Genomic DNA, 16,152 nt, shown 5'->3' on the forward strand with positions numbered 1-16,152 from the left:
TTCAGGGGTTTGGCGCCGTGCGGGCGCGAGCATGGGTTGCCATCAGAAGGTCTTCCCACGCCCGGGTAAAGCCCGCCGTATCGAACAGGGGCAGCGTGGCAGGGTTGGCGAGCCGATCCCGATAACTGCGCAGCAGTGCTCGGTCATCCAGCAAGTTTGCGAGCTTCGAAGCATAGGCCTCAGGCGAGTCGGTAATCAACTCATCAAGGCCGACGGCAGACAGCAGACTGGCACCGACACGTCCTGCGTAGTTGCTGCCCAGGCAAGTCAACATCGGCACGCCGGTCCAAAGTGCGTCGGCACCGGTCGTGTGTGAACCATAGGGATATTGGTCGAGCGCCAGATCTGCGGCACCCAGACGTTGCAAATGATTTTCCGGTGAGACCCGTGGCGCCCACACCACACGGTCGCTGACGCCCGACGCGGCGATCTGCGCATCAAGCACGGCGCGGGCGTCGTCACCGGGATCAAGCAGCCAGAGCACACTGGCCGGATGGCTCTGCAGCGCTCGCAGCCAGATGTGGAACCATTGCGCCGTCCACTTCGATGCCTGGTTGAAGTTGCACAGCACGACAGCGTCGTCGGGTAACCCTAGCGAACTGCGCGAAGTTGCCGTCGGGCGTTCGCGGCGGTCGTCATTGACCTGATAGCAGACCGGCAGTCGCAAAAGCGGCTCCGCGTAATCTGCTTCGCTGCCTGGTGGGCTGACGATCGGATCAGTGACCAGATAGTCAATGCCGGGATGGGCAAGCGTGCCCGGATAGCCAATGTAGTGCAGGGTGACCGGCGCCGGGCCGTGGTTGAGAATGCCGAGCCGTGATCCGTACGTGATGCCTTTCAGCTCGACCAGTACATCGATCTGCTGTTGGCGAATCAGGGCAGCAGCTTCCGCATCAGAAAGTGTGTTGATGTCATGCCAATGCGCGAATGCTGCACGCAGTCGATTGCGATACGGCGAATCCGCCAACGGCCCATAGCTGAACGCGAAGGTTTCGAACCGGCTGCGATCATGTTGCTCGAACAACCCTGCCATCAGGATTGCCGTGGCGTGGTCATGAAAATCTGATGACAGGTAGCCAATGCGCAACGGGCCGCCATGATGCGGGGCATCGGGGCGCGCTACCGAGGTGGCGCCCGCAAGCTGCTGAAACCGGTGTGTATAGTCGCGCAGCAGCGACGGTGCCATCTCGCAGCTCAACAGCATGAACGGGCTCAACGCCGGATGTACGGCGCCTGTGGCGATTTGTCGCAGCATGTCATGTTGCGTGACTTCGGCCTCAGGCCAGCGGCAGGTTAGCCGCAGCAGCAGCCAGCGCAGACCCAGTGCGCCGAGATGATCGGGGGCGCGCCCGAGAATTTTCCCGAGCCGGGTTTCAGCCGCACCGAACTCGCGCACGCGCAACTCCACGCCGGCCAACGCAAGCGCGGTATCGTCATCATCCAGGCCGAGATCGAGTGCGGCTCGCAGCGGTCGGACTGCCTGCGCCGCGCTGGGCGTCTCCAGCAATGCCAGCCCCAATTCGGCAAGCACCACCGGGTCTGCAGGCTGCAACGCTGCCAACCGGTTGAGCCGCGCCGCACGTTGACCGTGTTTGCCAAGGGCGCGCAACGCCTGGCATTCCTCCCAGATCAACCCGCCGAGTTCACCGCAATGTTCGAGCCCCGCACGGGCAGCTGCCAGCGAGTCGTCCAGTTTGCCAATTTCGCGCAGGGTGGTTGCCAGTTCGGCATACAGCGGCGCCGCGTCAGCACGCAGGCCCAGTCGGCGGGCACCCATGATGGCTCGTTGCACCAGCGCAACGGCGTGAACGCGGTCGCCGCCGTCGCGTGCGTGCTGGGCAAGCCGCAGCAATGCGCCCGGATGATCAGGAACAAAGGTTACCAGCGCCCGGTAGTGAGCAAGCGCCTCATCGACAGCACCACGCGACTCCGCAGTGACCGCCGCTCTCAGGTGCTGCTCTGCTCCCAACCGCGGGATCGGCGTTTCCTGCCCTGCTGCCACGCTATGCGGCGCGCGCTTCCAGCGCCGCCACCGCCGGCAGCGTCTTGCCTTCAAGGAACTCGAGGAAGGCGCCGCCAGCCGTCGAGATGTAGCTCACCTTGTCGGCAATGCCGAACTTGTTGATGGCAGCGATGGTGTCGCCCCCGCCTGCGATCGAGAATGCCGGTGAGGCTGCAATCGCCGCTGCGATGGCCCTGGTGCCACCGGCGAATTGATCGAACTCGAACACACCGACTGGGCCGTTCCAGACGATGGTGCCCGCCTTTGCCAGCAGCTCAGCGAGAGCCGCGCCGCTGCGCGGGCCAATGTCGAGAATCATGTCGTCATCGGTCACGTCGGCGATGGCCTTGGTTGTCGTCACCGCAGTCGCCGCGAATTCTTTCGCGCACACCACATCGGCGGGCAGCGGCACACTGGCGCCGCGGGCGGCCATCTTGTCGATGATTTTCTTTGCCTCGGCGACGAGATCGGCTTCAGCCAGTGATTTGCCGATCTTTGCGCCGGTGGCAGCAAGGAAGGTGTTGGCGATACCGCCGCCCACGATCAACTGATCCACCTTGTCGGCAAGCGAGTCGAGGATCGTCAGCTTGGTCGAGACCTTCGAGCCCGCCACAATCGCCACCAGCGGGCGCTTCGGGTTGCCAAGCGCGTTGCCCAGCGCCTCAAGCTCACCGGCCATCAGCGGACCGGCGCAGGCGACCGGGGCAAAGCGGGCGATGCCCTCGGTGGTCGCTTCGGCACGATGCGCGGTGCCGAAGGCGTCGTTGGCGTACACGTCGCACAACGCTGCCATCTTTTTGGCCAGTGCCTCATCGTTCTTCTTTTCGCCCTTGTTGCAGCGGCAGTTTTCGAGCAGCACAACTTCGCCCGGCGCTACCGCGAAGCCTCCATCGACCCAATTGGCGACGAGGCGAACCGGTTGCCCGAGCAGCTCAGACAACCGAGCCGCAATTGGCGCCAATGAATCTTCCGGCTTCAACTCGCCCTCGGTCGGACGGCCGAGATGTGAGGTCACCATCACCGCCGCACCAGCCTTCAGCGCGAACTGGATGCCGGGGACCGAGGCGCGGATGCGGGTGTCGTCAGTGATCTTGCCGGCATCATCCTGCGGCACATTGAGATCGGCACGGATGAAGACGCGTTTTTTGTTGAGATCGAGGTCGGTGAGGCGGAGAAATTTCATGCTGTCTGTTCGCTGTAGAGCAAACCCATGTCAATGATGTCGGAGGTCATGCCGTCGAGCTTCCACGCCGCGCGGCGGCGTCCTTCCTCGACGAAGCCGCAACGCAGGTAGAGACGATGCGCGCGCTCGTTGTGGCTGTAGACGTTGAGCTGGATGCGCTCGAACTTGTCGCGGCCGGCGGCGAGCGTTGCGCGCAGCAGACGCTCGCCGATGCCGTAACCGCGCGCGTCCGGCGCCAGCAGCACGCCTAGCGTGCCGGTGTGCGCCTGCGCGGCGATACGCGGTGGCGCTGCCGGCACGATGTCGCACAGGCCCACCACGCGGTCACCGAGCACGGCTACGCAATGCGGATAACCCGCCGCGATATTGGCCGCGTGATACGACGTCGCCTCAGGCGCGGGGATCGCCTCCACGATCGCCAGATAGCGGCGCTCAAGGAAGACCGGATTGAGGCAAGCCACCAGCGAGGGCAAATCGCTCAGCTGCGTGGTGCGAACGATGACCATCGATGGATTCATGCAATCGCGCTCACGCGGGGCACCGCCACTATTTCAGTCTTCCGATCCACTTCCAAGCCAGCGGAAGCGTTGCGACACCAAGTAGCGTCTTGACGATGGTCGCGGCCCAGAACGGCGCGACTCCGGTGGCGAATGCCTTGTCGAAACCGATCAGCTGCGCGAGCCAACTGACGCCGAACACGAAGATCAGCGCATGGCCCAGACTCATCGCGACCAGCGTTCTGAGCGGCGAGCGGTCAAAGCCACGCTCCGCCAGCCAGCCGCAGAGCCACGCCCCGGCGACGAAGCCGAGCAGATAGCCACCGGTCGGACCCATCATGTAGGCGAGGCCGACGCCTTTCTCCGGCGTGCCCGCGAACACCGGCAGACCGAGCGCGCCTTCAAGCAGGTAGAGCGCGATGGTGGCGACGCCGAGGCGCGCGCCGTACGCCATGCCGATCACCAGCACGACGAATGTCTGCATCGTCATCGGTACCGGCCAGAACGGAATCTGCGTCTTCGCCGACACCGTCAGTGCGAGCGTACCGACCAGCGCGAGCAGCACGTTGCGTGCGGCCCGCGAGCTGCCCGATGGCGCTGGCCACAGCGTGCTGACCAGCGTCGGCGCGAGAACTGCCGCCAATTACTTCGCCCCCATCAGCGCGACCGTGGTGTCGAGCATGCGGTTCGAGAAGCCCCATTCGTTGTCGTACCAGGAGCAGACTTTGACCAGGCGGCCCGAGACCTTGGTACAGGTGGCATCGAACACTGAGCTGTGCGGGTTGTGATTGAAGTCGCTGGAGACGAGCGGGCCGTCGCTGTAGGCGAGTACGTTCTTCATCGCGCCGCGGGCAGCAGCTTTCAGGATGTCATTGACTTCGGCGACTGTGGTGTCGCGCGCGGCAACGAATGAGAGGTCAACCAGCGACACATTGATAGTGGGCACGCGCACCGAGAAACCATCGAGCTTGCCATTGAGTTCCGGCAACACGAGACCCACGGCCGCGGCAGCGCCGGTCTTGGTCGGAATCATGTTGTGCGCGGCAGCTCGGGCGCGGCGCAGATCCTTGTGGAACACGTCAGTCAGCACCTGATCGTTGGTGTAGCTGTGGATGGTATTCATCAAGCCATTGACCACACCGATCTGCTCGTGCAGCACCTTCACCAGCGGTGCGAGACAGTTGGTGGTGCAGCTCGCGTTGGAGATGACCGTGTCGCTGGCTTTGAGCACGTTCTGATTCACGCCGTAGACGACAGTGGCATCAACATCCTTTTCGCCCGGCGCAGAAATGATCACCTTTTTGGCGCCGCCGGCCAGGTGCGCACCCGCCTTGGCCTTGCTGGTGAAGAGGCCGGTGCATTCCAGCACCACATCCACACCGCGCTCGCCCCACGGAATCTCGGCTGGATTGCGAATGGCGAACACCTTGATGTGATCACCTTCAATCACCAGGTTGTCGCCGTCCACCGCCACGGTCTTGCCGAACGGGCCGTGCGCGGTGTCGTAGCGCGTCAGGTGCGCGTTGGTTTCGCTGTCGCCGAGGTCGTTGATGGCGACGATCTCGATATCGGTGCGACCCGACTCATAGAGCGCACGAAGAATGTTGCGACCGATACGGCCGTAGCCGTTGATGCCTACCTTGATTGCCATTGCTTTATTCCAGTAGGGCGGGCACTGCCCGCCGGGTAAACGAGGCGGGCAGTGCCCGCCCTACGAAAATCAGACCAGCGTCTTAGCCTTCGCCACGACGTTCTCCACCGTGAAGCCAAAGTGCTTCATCAGCACGCCGGCCGGCGCCGATTCACCAAACGTGTCGATGCCGAGCACCGCGCCCGGCGTTTGCCCGCCGTGCACATATTTCCACCAGCCGCCGGTGACACCGGCTTCGATTGCCAGCTTCGGCAATTCCGGCGGAAGCACTGCCTCGCGATACTCGGCGCTTTGCGCGTCGAACAGTTGTGTGCAGGGCATTGACACCACGCGGGCTTCGATGCCGTCCGCCGCCAGGGCCTTTTGTGCACCCAGTGCCAGCCCGACTTCGGAGCCGGTAGCGATCAGCACCAGTGCAGGTTTGAGTGTTTCGGCCACGATGTAGCCGCCACGACGGATCAGCGCCTCATGCGACGCGTCGCGGGCGATGACCGCGGTGTTCTGCCGTGACAGGCAAAGCATCGTCGGCCCATCCTTGCGCTCGATGCCGCTGGCGTAGGCCACCGCGCTCTCCAGCGAGTCGGCCGGGCGCCACACGTTGAGGCCCGGAATCAGGCGCAGCGAGGCGACGTGTTCGACCGGCTGATGCGTCGGCCCATCTTCGCCGACGCCAATCGAATCGTGGGTGAAGATGTAGAGCACGCGCTGTTTCATCAGCGCGGCCATGCGCACGGCGTTGCGCGCGTAGTCGCTGAACACGAGGAAGGTGCCGACGTACGGAATCACGCCACCGTGCAGCGCCATGCCGTTGGCGATGGCACACATGCCGAACTCACGCACGCCGTAGCTGACGTGGTTGCCGTTGCCCTGGGCGTCGACAGCGACCGACTGCTTGTGATTGGTCAGGTTCGAGCCGGTGAGGTCAGCCGAACCGCCGATCATCTCCGGCAGCGCCGGGCCGAATTTTTCCAGCGCGTTCTGCGCGGCCTTGCGGGTGGCGACTTCCTTGTCCACCGCGATTGCAGCGTCAACGGCGCTCTTCACGATGTCGGCGTAATTCGCGGGCAGCTCGCCCGCGAGGCGGCGCTTCAACTCCGGATCGGCGCTGGCGAACACCTTGTTCCAGGCGGCCTCGATCTCGGCGCCGCTGGCCTTGGCATCCAGCGCCTCATAGGCTTCCGCGGGCACTACAAACGGTGCGTGAGCCCAGCCGATGTTCTTGCGCGTCGCCTCAATCTCGTCGCCCATCACGGCGGTGCCGTGCGCATCGGCGGTGCCATGCTTGTTGGGCGAGCCGTGGCCGATGTCGGTCTTGCAGATGATGAGGACGGGCTTGCTGGTCTCTTTCTTCGCCGTTTCGATGGCGGCGTCAACGGCGGGAATGCTGTGGCCGTCGATCGGGCCGATCACGTGCCAGCCGTAGGCACGGAAGCGCTCGGCCGTGTTGTCGCGGAACCAGCCCTGCACCTCGCCATCGATCGAAATGCCATTGTCGTCGTAGAACGCGACCAGTTTGTTCAGGCCCCAGACACCGGCGAGTGAACAGGCCTCGTGCGAGACGCCTTCCATCATGCAGCCGTCGCCGAGCAAGACGTAAGTGCGGTGGTCGATCACGTCGCCAAAGCGCTTGTTGAGCAGCTTTTCGGCGAGCGCCATGCCCACCGCGTTGGCGATGCCCTGGCCGAGCGGGCCAGTCGTCGTCTCGATGCCCGCCGTAATGCCCACTTCGGGGTGGCCCGGCGTCTTGCTGTGCAGCTGGCGGAACTTGCGGATGTCGTCCATCGACAGGTCGTAACCCGACAGATGCAGCAGCGAATACGGCAGCATCGAGCCGTGACCGTTGGAGACCACGAAGCGGTCGCGATTCGGCCAGTGCGGATTGGCCGGGTTGTGGCGCAGATGTTTTGACCACAACGCCACCGCGATCTCTGCCATGCCCATTGGCATGCCCTGATGGCCGGATTTGGCGGCCGCGACGGCATCGACGGCGAGCATGCGGATCGCGTTGGCGGCGGTGTGGAGGGCAGAGGCGGAAGGCGCGGGCGTCGTCATGCGGGAAGCGTAGGAGGGGTAGGTGAACGTAGCCCGCCACAGAGCGGGTAAGCCCTCAATTATCGCTGACCGGCGATGACGCGGTACTGACGCCGATCAGCGAGGCGCCTGCGTTTCCAGGCCACCGATGGCGCCAACCGCTTTTTGCTGGAAACCCTATTGAACAAGGGCTTGTGCGCTTAAATGCGCGAAAGTCGATTTAGCGCTGTTTACCAGCTTGAGCCCAATTCAGATGCCGGTCAAACCAAAAAGCTGAAGGCGGCGCCGCAGCCGCCGCTACATCTGTGCCCAGGGCAAGCCGTCAAACCGCCAGCCGTTCTTGCGGCCACGGTGAAAGTTCTCGTCGAGATCGCCCTCAAAGCCGTGCAGCACGTTATAGACGTCGGAAAACCCGGCCTTTTCCAGTACCTGCCCGGCGTCGATCGAGCGCTTGCCGCTGCGGCAGATCAGCACCACCGGGCGGGTCTTCACGCCCGCAACCAGCGCCTTGACGTGGGACGCGAATTCCGGTTGCACGTCCCAGTCCGGCGGCTCCTGCCAGGCAATATGTTCGGCGCCGACCGGGTGCCCGACGTAAAAAAACTCGATTTCCGAGCGCACATCCACAAACACCGCATCGGTGTTCTGGTGGATGAAGTCGTGGGCTTCTTTCGGCGTCAGGTGTTTCATCGGGCGGCATCCGCGCGGGTGGAGCAGATCGCTATTCTGCTCCCTCACGCGGGGCGCCGTTGCCGATGTTGGTCAGGTTACGACTTCGCCGGCGTGGCCCAGCCACCGCCCATGGCCTTGTACAGCGCCACCACGCCGGCCAGCTGCGCGCGTTTGACGTCGATCACGCCAGCCTCGGCCTGCGACAGGTCGCGCTGCGCGTTGAGCACTTCAAGATAGCTCGAATAGCCGTTGCTGTAACGCAGATTGGCCAGCCGCAGCACTTCGCGTAGCGCCACGATGCGCTTCTCCGCCGTTGTTACCAATGCTTCGGCCGAAGCAATGGCGTTCAGCGAATCATGCACGTCGCGGAATGCGCCCTGCACCGCCAGCGCGTACTGCGCCGTCGCCTGTGCCTTGCGTGCCTCGGCGCCAGCGACCACGGCGTCGATCGAGCCGGCGCGGAACAGTGGTTGGGTGATACCGGACGCGAGGTTCCAGAACAGCGAGGAGGGCTCGAACAGCGTGGAGAGCTGCCGTGACTCATAGCCGAGCCCTGCCGTGAGCTTGATGGTGGGGTAATACGCTGCCTTGGCCTGCCCGATGTCGGCGTTCGCGGCGACCAGCTGCTGCTCCGCCGCGACCAGATCGGGGCGGCGATTCAGCAGGTCGGACGGCAACTCTGCCGGCACCGCAGCGCGCGTGTAGAGCGTCTCCAGTGCCGTACCGCGTGCAATCACTGGCTGCACGATGGCGGCTGGGCTGCGACCCAACAGCGTGGCCAGCAGCGCCTCGGTGGCGCGCCGGTTCTGCTGCGCGGTCAGTAGCGTGGCCTCAATCGCTGCGGCTTCGGCGGCAGCCTGTTGCACGTCAAGCTCGCCGACTACGCCGCCTTCAAAGCGCTTCTGTTGCAGGCGCAGGTTTTCGCGTCGGGTAGCGAGCGTCTGCTCCGCCAGCGCGACTTGGGCATCGAAGCCGCGCAACGCGAAGTAGCCTTGCGCAACGTTGGCGTAGAGGCTCGCCAGTACCGTGCCGCGGCCTGCTTCCAGCGCCAGCATGCGTGCTCGCGCGGCCTCGTCGGCGCGCTGGAACTTGCCCCAGAAGTCGATCTCGAAAGCCGCCGTGATGCCGGGCTGGAAGTCGTTGTAGCGCGGATTGGCGCCAGGCTGCAGCTTGCCGGCGTGCTCGCTGACCTGCGAGCGCGACGCGGCGAGGTTCGCGTCCACGGTCGGAAAGCGGCTGGCATGGGTCAACGCTAGCTGCGCCCGCGATTCCTCGATGCGGGCCGCTGCGAGGGCGAGGTCGGCGCTGTTGGCGCGTGCTTCGTCGAGCAGCGCGTCGAGCGTCGGGTCCTGAAAGCCTTTCCACCAGGTGAGCCAGTCAACGGTTGCCGAGGTGTGCGTGCTTTGCGGCTTGATCGCGGCGGTTGGCAGCGTCTGCGCCGGACGTTCGTAGTTCGGGCCCAGCGCGCCGCAGCCGGCGAGCGCCAGGCTAACTGCCGCAGCGACTAAGGAGAGTTGTATCGTTCTCATTACTTGTGTCCTCCGCTCGACGGATTCACCAGCGGCGAATCGGCCTGCTCCGGATGTGCGCCCGGCAGCGACGGGTGCGGTGCCACGCGGCCGACGTAACGGAAGTCTTCCGCCGTGCTGCGCAAATGCCAGTCGTTGACCAGCTTGAAGAACAGCGGCACCAGGAACACGGCGAGGAAAGTCGCCGCGATCATGCCACCCATCACGCCGGTGCCGATCGATTGCCGCGCGGCGGCGCCGGCCCCGGTTGAAAAGGCCAGCGGTACCACGCCAAGAATGAACGCCAGTGAGGTCATCAGGATCGGACGGAAGCGCAGGCGCGCCGCCTCCAGCGCTGCGGCGACCGGTGTCAGGCCTTCCTGCACCTTCATCATGGCGAACTCCACGATCAGAATTGCGTTCTTCGCTGATAGCCCAAGCAGTGTCACCAGACCGATCTGGAAGTAGACGTCATTGGCAAACGCGCCGCCGAATGCACGACGCACCCACACGGCTGCGAGCGCGCCGAAGATGCCGAAGAACAGCGCTAGCAGCACCGAGAACGGCAACGACCAGCGCTCGTACTGCGCCGCGAGGATCAGGAAGATCATCAGGATGCCGGCGCCCAGCGCAATGCCCGCCGCGCTGCTGGTGCGCTTCTGCTGGAACGACTCACCGCCCCAGTCGTAGCCCATGTCAGCCGGGAGAATCTGCTTCGATACGCGCTCCATCGCGGCGATTGCCTGCCCGGAGCTGTAGCCCGGTTTTGCTTCGCCGAGAATCTTGATCGCTGGCAGCGCATTGAAGCGCTCCACCGAATCCGGCCCGGCAGCAAACTGCACTTCTGCGAGCGAGCGGATCGGCACCATCTGACCGGTGCGCGATTTCACGTAGAGCGCCCCGATGTCATCGGGCTTGGCGCGATAGCCGCCTTCCGCCTGTACCAGTACCTGATAGATGCGGCCACTCTTGTTGAAGTCGTTCACGTAGTAGCTACCGAGTGTTGCTGCCAGCGTGTTGTAAACGTCCGCCACCGACACGTTGAGCAGCTTGGCCTTCTCGTTGTCCACGTTCACATAGAGCTGTGGTGAATTGGCCTGCCAGATGGTCTTCACGCCCTGCAGCTCAGGCTGCTTGTTCGCCTCGGCAAGGAACTGCGGCAGCATCTGCGCCAGTCGGCGCACGCCACCTTCACCCTTGTTTTGCAGGTAGAACTCGAAGCCACCCGTCTGCCCAAGGCCCTGAATGGCCGGCGGCGCAAAGAACAGCGGCAGGCCTTCCTTGATGCCACCGGTCTTGTAGTAGCTCTCGCCCACCAGTTGCTGCGCTGACTTGGTCCGCTCTTCCCACGGCTTGAGCGGGAAGAACATGGTTGCGGCAGATGACTTGAGGCCACCACCGCCGAGGAAGTTGAGACCGACCAGACTGAACACCGAGTGCAGTTCCGGCGCGCCACCCACCGCGGCTTCGACCTGCTTCACCACGGCATCGGTGCGTGCCAGTGCTGCGCCCTCGGGCAGGATGGTGGCGCCGATGTAGTAGCCCTGATCTTCGTCAGGCACCAGTCCGCTCGGCACCACCTTGTAGAGCACGCCGATCAGTCCCAGCATGCCGACGAACAACAATAGCCCGAGGAAGCCGCGTTTCAGGAAGAACGCCACCCCATGCGAATAGCGCCGCGTGATCCAGGTGAAGCTCCGGTTGAACCAGTTGAAGAACGCGTTCTTGCGCTCGGCGCCCGGCTTCAGCAGCACGGCGCAGAGGGCCGGCGTCAGTGTGAGCGCCACGAAACCGGACAGCACCACCGCTATCGATATGGTCACCGAGAACTGTCGGTACAGCTCACCCGCCAATCCCCCGAGGAAGGCGACGGGAATGAATGCGGCGCAGAGCACCAGCACAATAGCGATTACCGGACCGGTCACTTCCTGCATGGCCTCCACGGCCGCGTCACGCGGGGACATGCCCTCCTCATGCATCAGGCGCTCGACGTTTTCCAGCACTACGATGGCGTCGTCGACCACAATACCAATCGCCAGCACCATGCCGAACAGCGTGAGCGTGTTGATGCTGTAACCAAGCAGTTTCAGACCGGCCATGGTGCCGATCAGCGACACGGGCACCGCCAGCGTCGGAATGATGGTCGCGCGCCAGCTTTGCAGGAAGAGATACACCACGAGGAAGACGAGGATCATCGCCTCGGCGAGTGTCTTCATGACTTCCTTGATCGACTCTGTCACAAACGGCGTGGTGTCGTAGGGCGTTGAGTAGGTGAGGCCTTCCGGCATCTTTGCCTTTGCCTCTTGCAGCGCCTTCTCAACGGCGGCACGGGTGTCGAGCGCATTGGCACCCGTCTGCAGGAAGACACCGATCGGCACAGCGGGATGACCATTGACGCGCCCGTAGAAGTTGTAGTCCTTGGACCCGAGCTCGACGCGCGCCACATCCTTCAGGCGAACGATGGCACCCTTGTCGCCGGTGCGCAGGATGATGTTGCCGAACTGCTCTGGCTCCAGCAGGCGTCCGCGTGCGGTCACCGTCAGCGTCAACTCCTCGGTGTTGTTCGGCGGTGCGCCGATCTTGCCTGCCGCGTACTGCGCGTTCTGCTCGGTGATCGCAGTGCCGATGTCGGCGACTGTAATGCCCAGTTGCGCCATGCGGTCGGGCTTCAGCCACACGCGCATTGCGTAGTCCTTGGCGCCGAAGATCTGCACGTTGGTGGTGCCCGGTACGCGCTTGATGGCGTCGAGCACGTTCTGACTCAGGTAGTTCGAGATGAACAGCGTGTCGTAGCGATCATCTGGCGAGTAGAACGCGGCGACGACCAGGAAGTTGGCCGAGCTCTTGGCAACCGTGACGCCCTGGCGCTGCACTTCCTGCGGCAATTTGGACGTTGCCTGATTGACCCGGTTGCTGACGTTGACCGCCGCGATGTCGAGATCGGTGCCAACTTCGAAGGTGATGTTGATCGTCACCACGCCGTCGCCGGACGATACCGAACTCAGATACAGCATCTTTTCGACGCCGTTGATCTGCTCTTCAATCGGCGCGGCAACGGTGCTTTCCAGCACTTCGGCGGAGGCACCGGGATAGATGGCGCGCACAGTCACCACCGGCGGCGCAATCTCGGGATAGCGCGACACCGGCAGCACACGCAGCGCGGCCAGTCCTGCGAGCACAAGCAGCAGCGAGATGACCGTCGCAAAGATCGGACGGTCGATGAAAAATTTGGAAAACATGATGCTTACTGTTTCGTTGCGGAGGGCGCTTGCGCTGTGTTGCTTGCTGCCTTGCCAGGTTCAGCGGCACCTTTGCCTTCACCCGCTTTCGCTGGCGCCGCGCCGGGCGGCCCGCCCGCAGGCGCCGCGCCGCCCGCCACGAATGGCACTGGCGTGACGGTCATGCCGGGGTCGTGCGCCTTGATGACGCCGTCGGCCATCACCCGCTCACCGCTCTTGAGCCCTTTGGTGACGATCCACTCGCCATTCGACCAGCCGTCCACTTCCACTGGCTGCGGCACCAGTTTGTTGTCGGGTGAGACCTTGAACACCATCTTGCCCATCGGCCCGTCGAGAATCGCGCGTTGTGGCACGGTGATCGACTGTGTGCGGCTGGCGCCGCCGAGCACCACGCGCACGAACTGCCCTGGTCGCAGGGCACCATCCGGATTCGGAATCTCGGCGCGGGCGTCGTAGCTGCCGGTAGTGGGGTTCAGCTTCTCGCTGGTGAAATTGAGCTTGCCCTGCTTTGGCCAAGTGCTGCCGTCGGCGAGCTTCACGCTGACTGCAAAGCCGGCGCTGCCGTTGGCCGATTTGCCGCCTGGCACCGCCACCTGACCGGCGGCGATCTGCTTGTTGAGTTTCAGCATGTCGCCCTCCGACACACTGAAGTTCACGTAAATCGGATTCACCTGCACGATGGTCGTCAGCATGTCAGTCGAATTGACGAGGCTGCCATCTGCCTTGGCGGCGACGCCGGTGACGCCGCCGATCGGCGCCACCACGCGCGTGTAGCCGAGGTTCAGCTTGGCTTCAGCCGCCTGCGCGCGTACCTGCCGCAGCGTCGCTTCGGCGGTTTCCAGCGCCGACTTGCTATCGTCGAATTCCTTCTGGCTGATCGCCTTTTCGGCAATCAACGGCACCAGGCGCGCGTTGTCACGTTTGGCCTGGTTGTAGCGGGCCTCGGCAACGCCAATCGCAGCTTCGGTCGAGGCAACGGTGGTTTGCAGGTTGGCTGGGTCGATCTGGAAAAGGGCAGCACCGGCCTTGACAGTGGCGCCTTCTTCAAACAGGCGCCGCTGCAGGATGCCACCAACGCGGGCGCGCACCTCGGTCTCACGCGAACCCGCCGTCTGGCCGGTGTATTCAAACGTGAGCGGTGCATCTTTAGCCTGCACAGTTACCACGCTTACCTGTGGCGGTGGCATCGCGGGCGGGCCGCCGGCAGCGCCCGGGCCGTCACCCGATTTGCCGCAAGCGGCGAGCAGACCAGCCGCTGCCAGTGCGCTGAGCAACAACGCAGGACGAGGGGTGGAGGTGAAATGGCGAACAGAAAGGGCCGACCTGGCCGCGGCTGTGATTTGGCGGTCTGACATGGATTTGGGGAGGAGGGGAAACTCGATGGAGCGCGAAGCGTAGCATAAACATGCATGAATGTTTGTAAAATAACGGTGACATTTACCAATTGCTCCAAAGTTGATGTGGCGCAGCCTTGCCGTGCACGCTCGGCGTAGGCTGTATGTGATGAAGGGCGCCAGTACAGGCTAACGGCGCCGTATCCGGCAGATGCCGAATCGACTGATCGCAACCGCAGGAGCGGCAGGACTGAATATGGTTCGCAAGACGAAAGAAGACACCGAACAAACCTATACCGCGCTACTGGACGCCGCGGAGCGGGTGTTCAAGGACAAGGGCGTAGCTGCTGCCACGCTCAACGATATTGCGGGTGCTGCCGGGATGACGCGCGGCGCCATCTACTGGCATTTCAAGGACAAAGCCGAGCTGGTGCACGCCATGTGCGAGCGTGCCACCCTGCCGATGGAAGCGGTGTTCAACGAGGTCACCGCCGTCGCAGGCGACGATCCGCTCGGCTCGATCCGGCGGCTGACGGTGCACGCGCTGACGCAGGTGGCGCAGTCACCGCAGCAGCAGACGGTGTTCGACATCCTGTTCCACAAGTGCGAGAAGACCGGTGAAATGGCGCCGATGTTCGAGCGCGAGCAGCAGAGCCGCAATGAGTGCCACAGCGAGATCGAAACCATGTTCCGGCAGGCGGTCAAGCTGGGGCAGTTACCCGCCGACACCGACACCGCAATGGCGATGCAGGCACTGCACGCGTTCATGATCGGACTGATGCATGAGTGGCTGCTCGATCCTGGCGCCTATGACCTGGCCGCTCACGCCGAGCCGCTGGTCGACACGCTGCTCGCGGGCCTGCGCATTGCGCCGCCACGCAGCAAATCTGCTCGAGGCAAAGTGACTGCGGGCGCAACTGCGTCAGCGCCAGCCCGCACTCGCCGTGAGAAAATTGCAGCCTGATTAATCGCCCTCGCACGAGTCCACATGACCCGCCGTCAACGCCTCGCCAACCTGCTCCGCCAACGCATCCTGATTCTGGACGGTGGCATGGGCACAATGGTGCAGCAGTTCAAGCTCGGCGAAGCGGACTATCGCGGCCACCTGTGCCGCGACCATGCCTGTGACTTGAAGGGCAATAACGACCTGCTGGTGCTGACCAAGCCCGAGGTGATCCGCGAAATTCACAACGACTACCTCGCAGCGGGCGCCGACATCATCGAGACCAATACCTTCAACGGCACCTCGATCGCGATGGCGGATTACCAGCTTGAGCACATGGTTCGTGTGATGAACCGCGACGCCGCGAAGCTCGCCCGTGAGTGCTGTGCCGAATGGACGAAGAAGACGCCAGACAAGCCACGCTTCGTCGCCGGCGCGCTCGGCCCGACCAATCGCACGGCAAGCATTTCGCCGGACGTCAACGACGCGTCGAAGCGCAATGTCAGCTTTGATGAATTGGTCGCCGCCTACACCGAGCAGCTTGAAGGACTGATCGAAGGCGGCATCGATCTGGTGCTGGTGGAAACCATCTTCGACACACTCAACGCCAAAGCCGCGCTGTTCGCCTATCAGACGGTGTTTGAGAACGACCGTGACCCGCCACCGCTGATGATCTCCGGCACCATTACCGATGCCTCCGGTCGCACGCTGTCGGGGCAAACGGTTGCTGCCTTCTGGAACAGTGTCCGCCACGCCAAACCGCTGTCAGTGGGCATTAACTGCGCTCTCGGCGCCGTGGCCATGCGGCCGCACATCGAGGAGCTGGCGAAAATTGCGCCGGAAACCTTCATCAGCGTCTATCCGAACGCCGGGTTGCCCAATCCACTGTCGGAAACCGGCTACGACGAAACGCCTGCGATGACCTCCGGCTTTCTCAAGGAATTCGCGCAAAGCGGCCTCGTCAACATCGTGGGCGGTTGCTGCGGTACCACCCCGGCGCATATCCGTTCGATTGCCGAGGCGGTGGCAAAGGTGTCGCCACGGAGTGTGCTGGCCGGCTGATTTGCGCGGACGATACAGGCGCCTGTGTTT

At 63.6% G+C, this 16,152-nt stretch carries 12 protein-coding genes; 2 read left to right on the forward strand and 10 right to left on the reverse strand.

Annotation, left to right across the window (positions count from 1 at the left end):
• Nucleotide 1 precedes the first annotated feature (1 nt).
• From FKL89_RS03015 to FKL89_RS03060, 10 genes are all read right to left on the reverse strand, one after another.
• Nucleotides 2–2,002 (reverse strand): O-linked N-acetylglucosamine transferase, SPINDLY family protein, encoded by a 2,001-nt coding sequence (locus FKL89_RS03015; RefSeq protein ID WP_156861243.1) that lies wholly within the window; start codon nt 2,000–2,002, stop codon nt 2–4.
• 1 nt (nt 2,003) lies between these two features.
• Nucleotides 2,004–3,185 carry a phosphoglycerate kinase gene (locus FKL89_RS03020; RefSeq protein WP_156861244.1) on the reverse strand — a complete coding sequence of 394 codons (1,182 nt, stop codon included), beginning with the start codon at nt 3,183–3,185 and terminating at the stop codon, nt 2,004–2,006.
• Complete coding sequence (locus FKL89_RS03025) at nt 3,182–3,703, reverse strand: GNAT family N-acetyltransferase (protein ID WP_156861245.1); 522 nt, start codon at nt 3,701–3,703, stop codon at nt 3,182–3,184. Before FKL89_RS03025 ends, FKL89_RS03020 begins: the two co-directional genes overlap by 4 nt.
• A 28-nt stretch (nt 3,704–3,731) precedes the next feature.
• Nucleotides 3,732–4,325 carry a biotin transporter BioY gene (locus tag FKL89_RS03030; RefSeq protein ID WP_170293809.1) on the reverse strand — a complete coding sequence of 198 codons (594 nt, stop codon included), beginning with the start codon at nt 4,323–4,325 and terminating at the stop codon, nt 3,732–3,734.
• Nucleotides 4,326–5,333: a type I glyceraldehyde-3-phosphate dehydrogenase gene (gene gap / locus FKL89_RS03035; RefSeq protein WP_156861246.1), complete on the reverse strand. Its 1,008-nt coding sequence runs from the start codon at nt 5,331–5,333 to the stop codon at nt 4,326–4,328.
• 69 nt (nt 5,334–5,402) lie between these two features.
• Nucleotides 5,403–7,385 (reverse strand): transketolase, encoded by a 1,983-nt coding sequence (gene tkt / locus FKL89_RS03040; protein WP_156861247.1) that lies wholly within the window; start codon nt 7,383–7,385, stop codon nt 5,403–5,405.
• A gap of 276 nt (nt 7,386–7,661) precedes the next feature.
• Nucleotides 7,662–8,054, reverse strand: a complete 393-nt coding sequence (locus FKL89_RS03045) for a rhodanese-like domain-containing protein (RefSeq protein ID WP_156861248.1) — start codon at nt 8,052–8,054, stop codon at nt 7,662–7,664.
• A 77-nt stretch (nt 8,055–8,131) separates the two neighbouring features.
• Complete coding sequence (locus FKL89_RS03050) at nt 8,132–9,565, reverse strand: efflux transporter outer membrane subunit (RefSeq protein ID WP_156861249.1); 1,434 nt, start codon at nt 9,563–9,565, stop codon at nt 8,132–8,134.
• The gene (locus tag FKL89_RS03055; protein ID WP_156861250.1) at nt 9,565–12,783 is read right to left on the reverse strand and encodes an efflux RND transporter permease subunit; all 3,219 of its coding nucleotides are present in this window, start codon (nt 12,781–12,783) and stop codon (nt 9,565–9,567) included. Before FKL89_RS03055 ends, FKL89_RS03050 begins: the two co-directional genes overlap by 1 nt.
• A gap of 5 nt (nt 12,784–12,788) precedes the next feature.
• Nucleotides 12,789–14,057, reverse strand: a complete 1,269-nt coding sequence (locus tag FKL89_RS03060; RefSeq protein ID WP_162527375.1) for an efflux RND transporter periplasmic adaptor subunit — start codon at nt 14,055–14,057, stop codon at nt 12,789–12,791.
• A 316-nt stretch (nt 14,058–14,373) separates the two neighbouring features.
• Here FKL89_RS03060 and FKL89_RS03065 point away from each other — a divergent pair, with 316 nt between their 5' ends.
• Together FKL89_RS03065 and FKL89_RS03070 are read left to right on the forward strand one after the other, a co-directional pair.
• Nucleotides 14,374–15,081, forward strand: coding sequence for a TetR family transcriptional regulator (locus tag FKL89_RS03065; protein WP_162527376.1), 708 nt, complete (start codon nt 14,374–14,376; stop codon nt 15,079–15,081).
• 24 nt (nt 15,082–15,105) lie between these two features.
• Nucleotides 15,106–16,122, forward strand: a complete 1,017-nt coding sequence (locus FKL89_RS03070) for a homocysteine S-methyltransferase family protein (protein WP_156861253.1) — start codon at nt 15,106–15,108, stop codon at nt 16,120–16,122.
• Nucleotides 16,123–16,152 lie beyond the last annotated feature (30 nt).

Source organism: Casimicrobium huifangae, assembly GCF_009746125.1.
Taxonomy (GTDB): domain Bacteria; phylum Pseudomonadota; class Gammaproteobacteria; order Burkholderiales; family Casimicrobiaceae; genus Casimicrobium; species Casimicrobium huifangae.

Coding starts and splice junctions, on each gene's coding strand:
- FKL89_RS03020 (WP_156861244.1), bottom strand. CDS start 3,185: ATGAAATTTCTCCGCCTCACCGACCTCGATCTCAACAAAAAACGCGTC.
- FKL89_RS03025 (WP_156861245.1), bottom strand. CDS start 3,703: ATGAATCCATCGATGGTCATCGTTCGCACCACGCAGCTGAGCGATTTG.
- gap (WP_156861246.1), bottom strand. CDS start 5,333: ATGGCAATCAAGGTAGGCATCAACGGCTACGGCCGTATCGGTCGCAAC.
- tkt (WP_156861247.1), bottom strand. CDS start 7,385: ATGACGACGCCCGCGCCTTCCGCCTCTGCCCTCCACACCGCCGCCAAC.
- FKL89_RS03045 (WP_156861248.1), bottom strand. CDS start 8,054: ATGAAACACCTGACGCCGAAAGAAGCCCACGACTTCATCCACCAGAAC.
- FKL89_RS03050 (WP_156861249.1), bottom strand. CDS start 9,565: ATGAGAACGATACAACTCTCCTTAGTCGCTGCGGCAGTTAGCCTGGCG.
- FKL89_RS03055 (WP_156861250.1), bottom strand. CDS start 12,783: ATGTTTTCCAAATTTTTCATCGACCGTCCGATCTTTGCGACGGTCATC.
- FKL89_RS03065 (WP_162527376.1), top strand. CDS start 14,374: ATGGTTCGCAAGACGAAAGAAGACACCGAACAAACCTATACCGCGCTA.
- FKL89_RS03070 (WP_156861253.1), top strand. CDS start 15,106: ATGACCCGCCGTCAACGCCTCGCCAACCTGCTCCGCCAACGCATCCTG.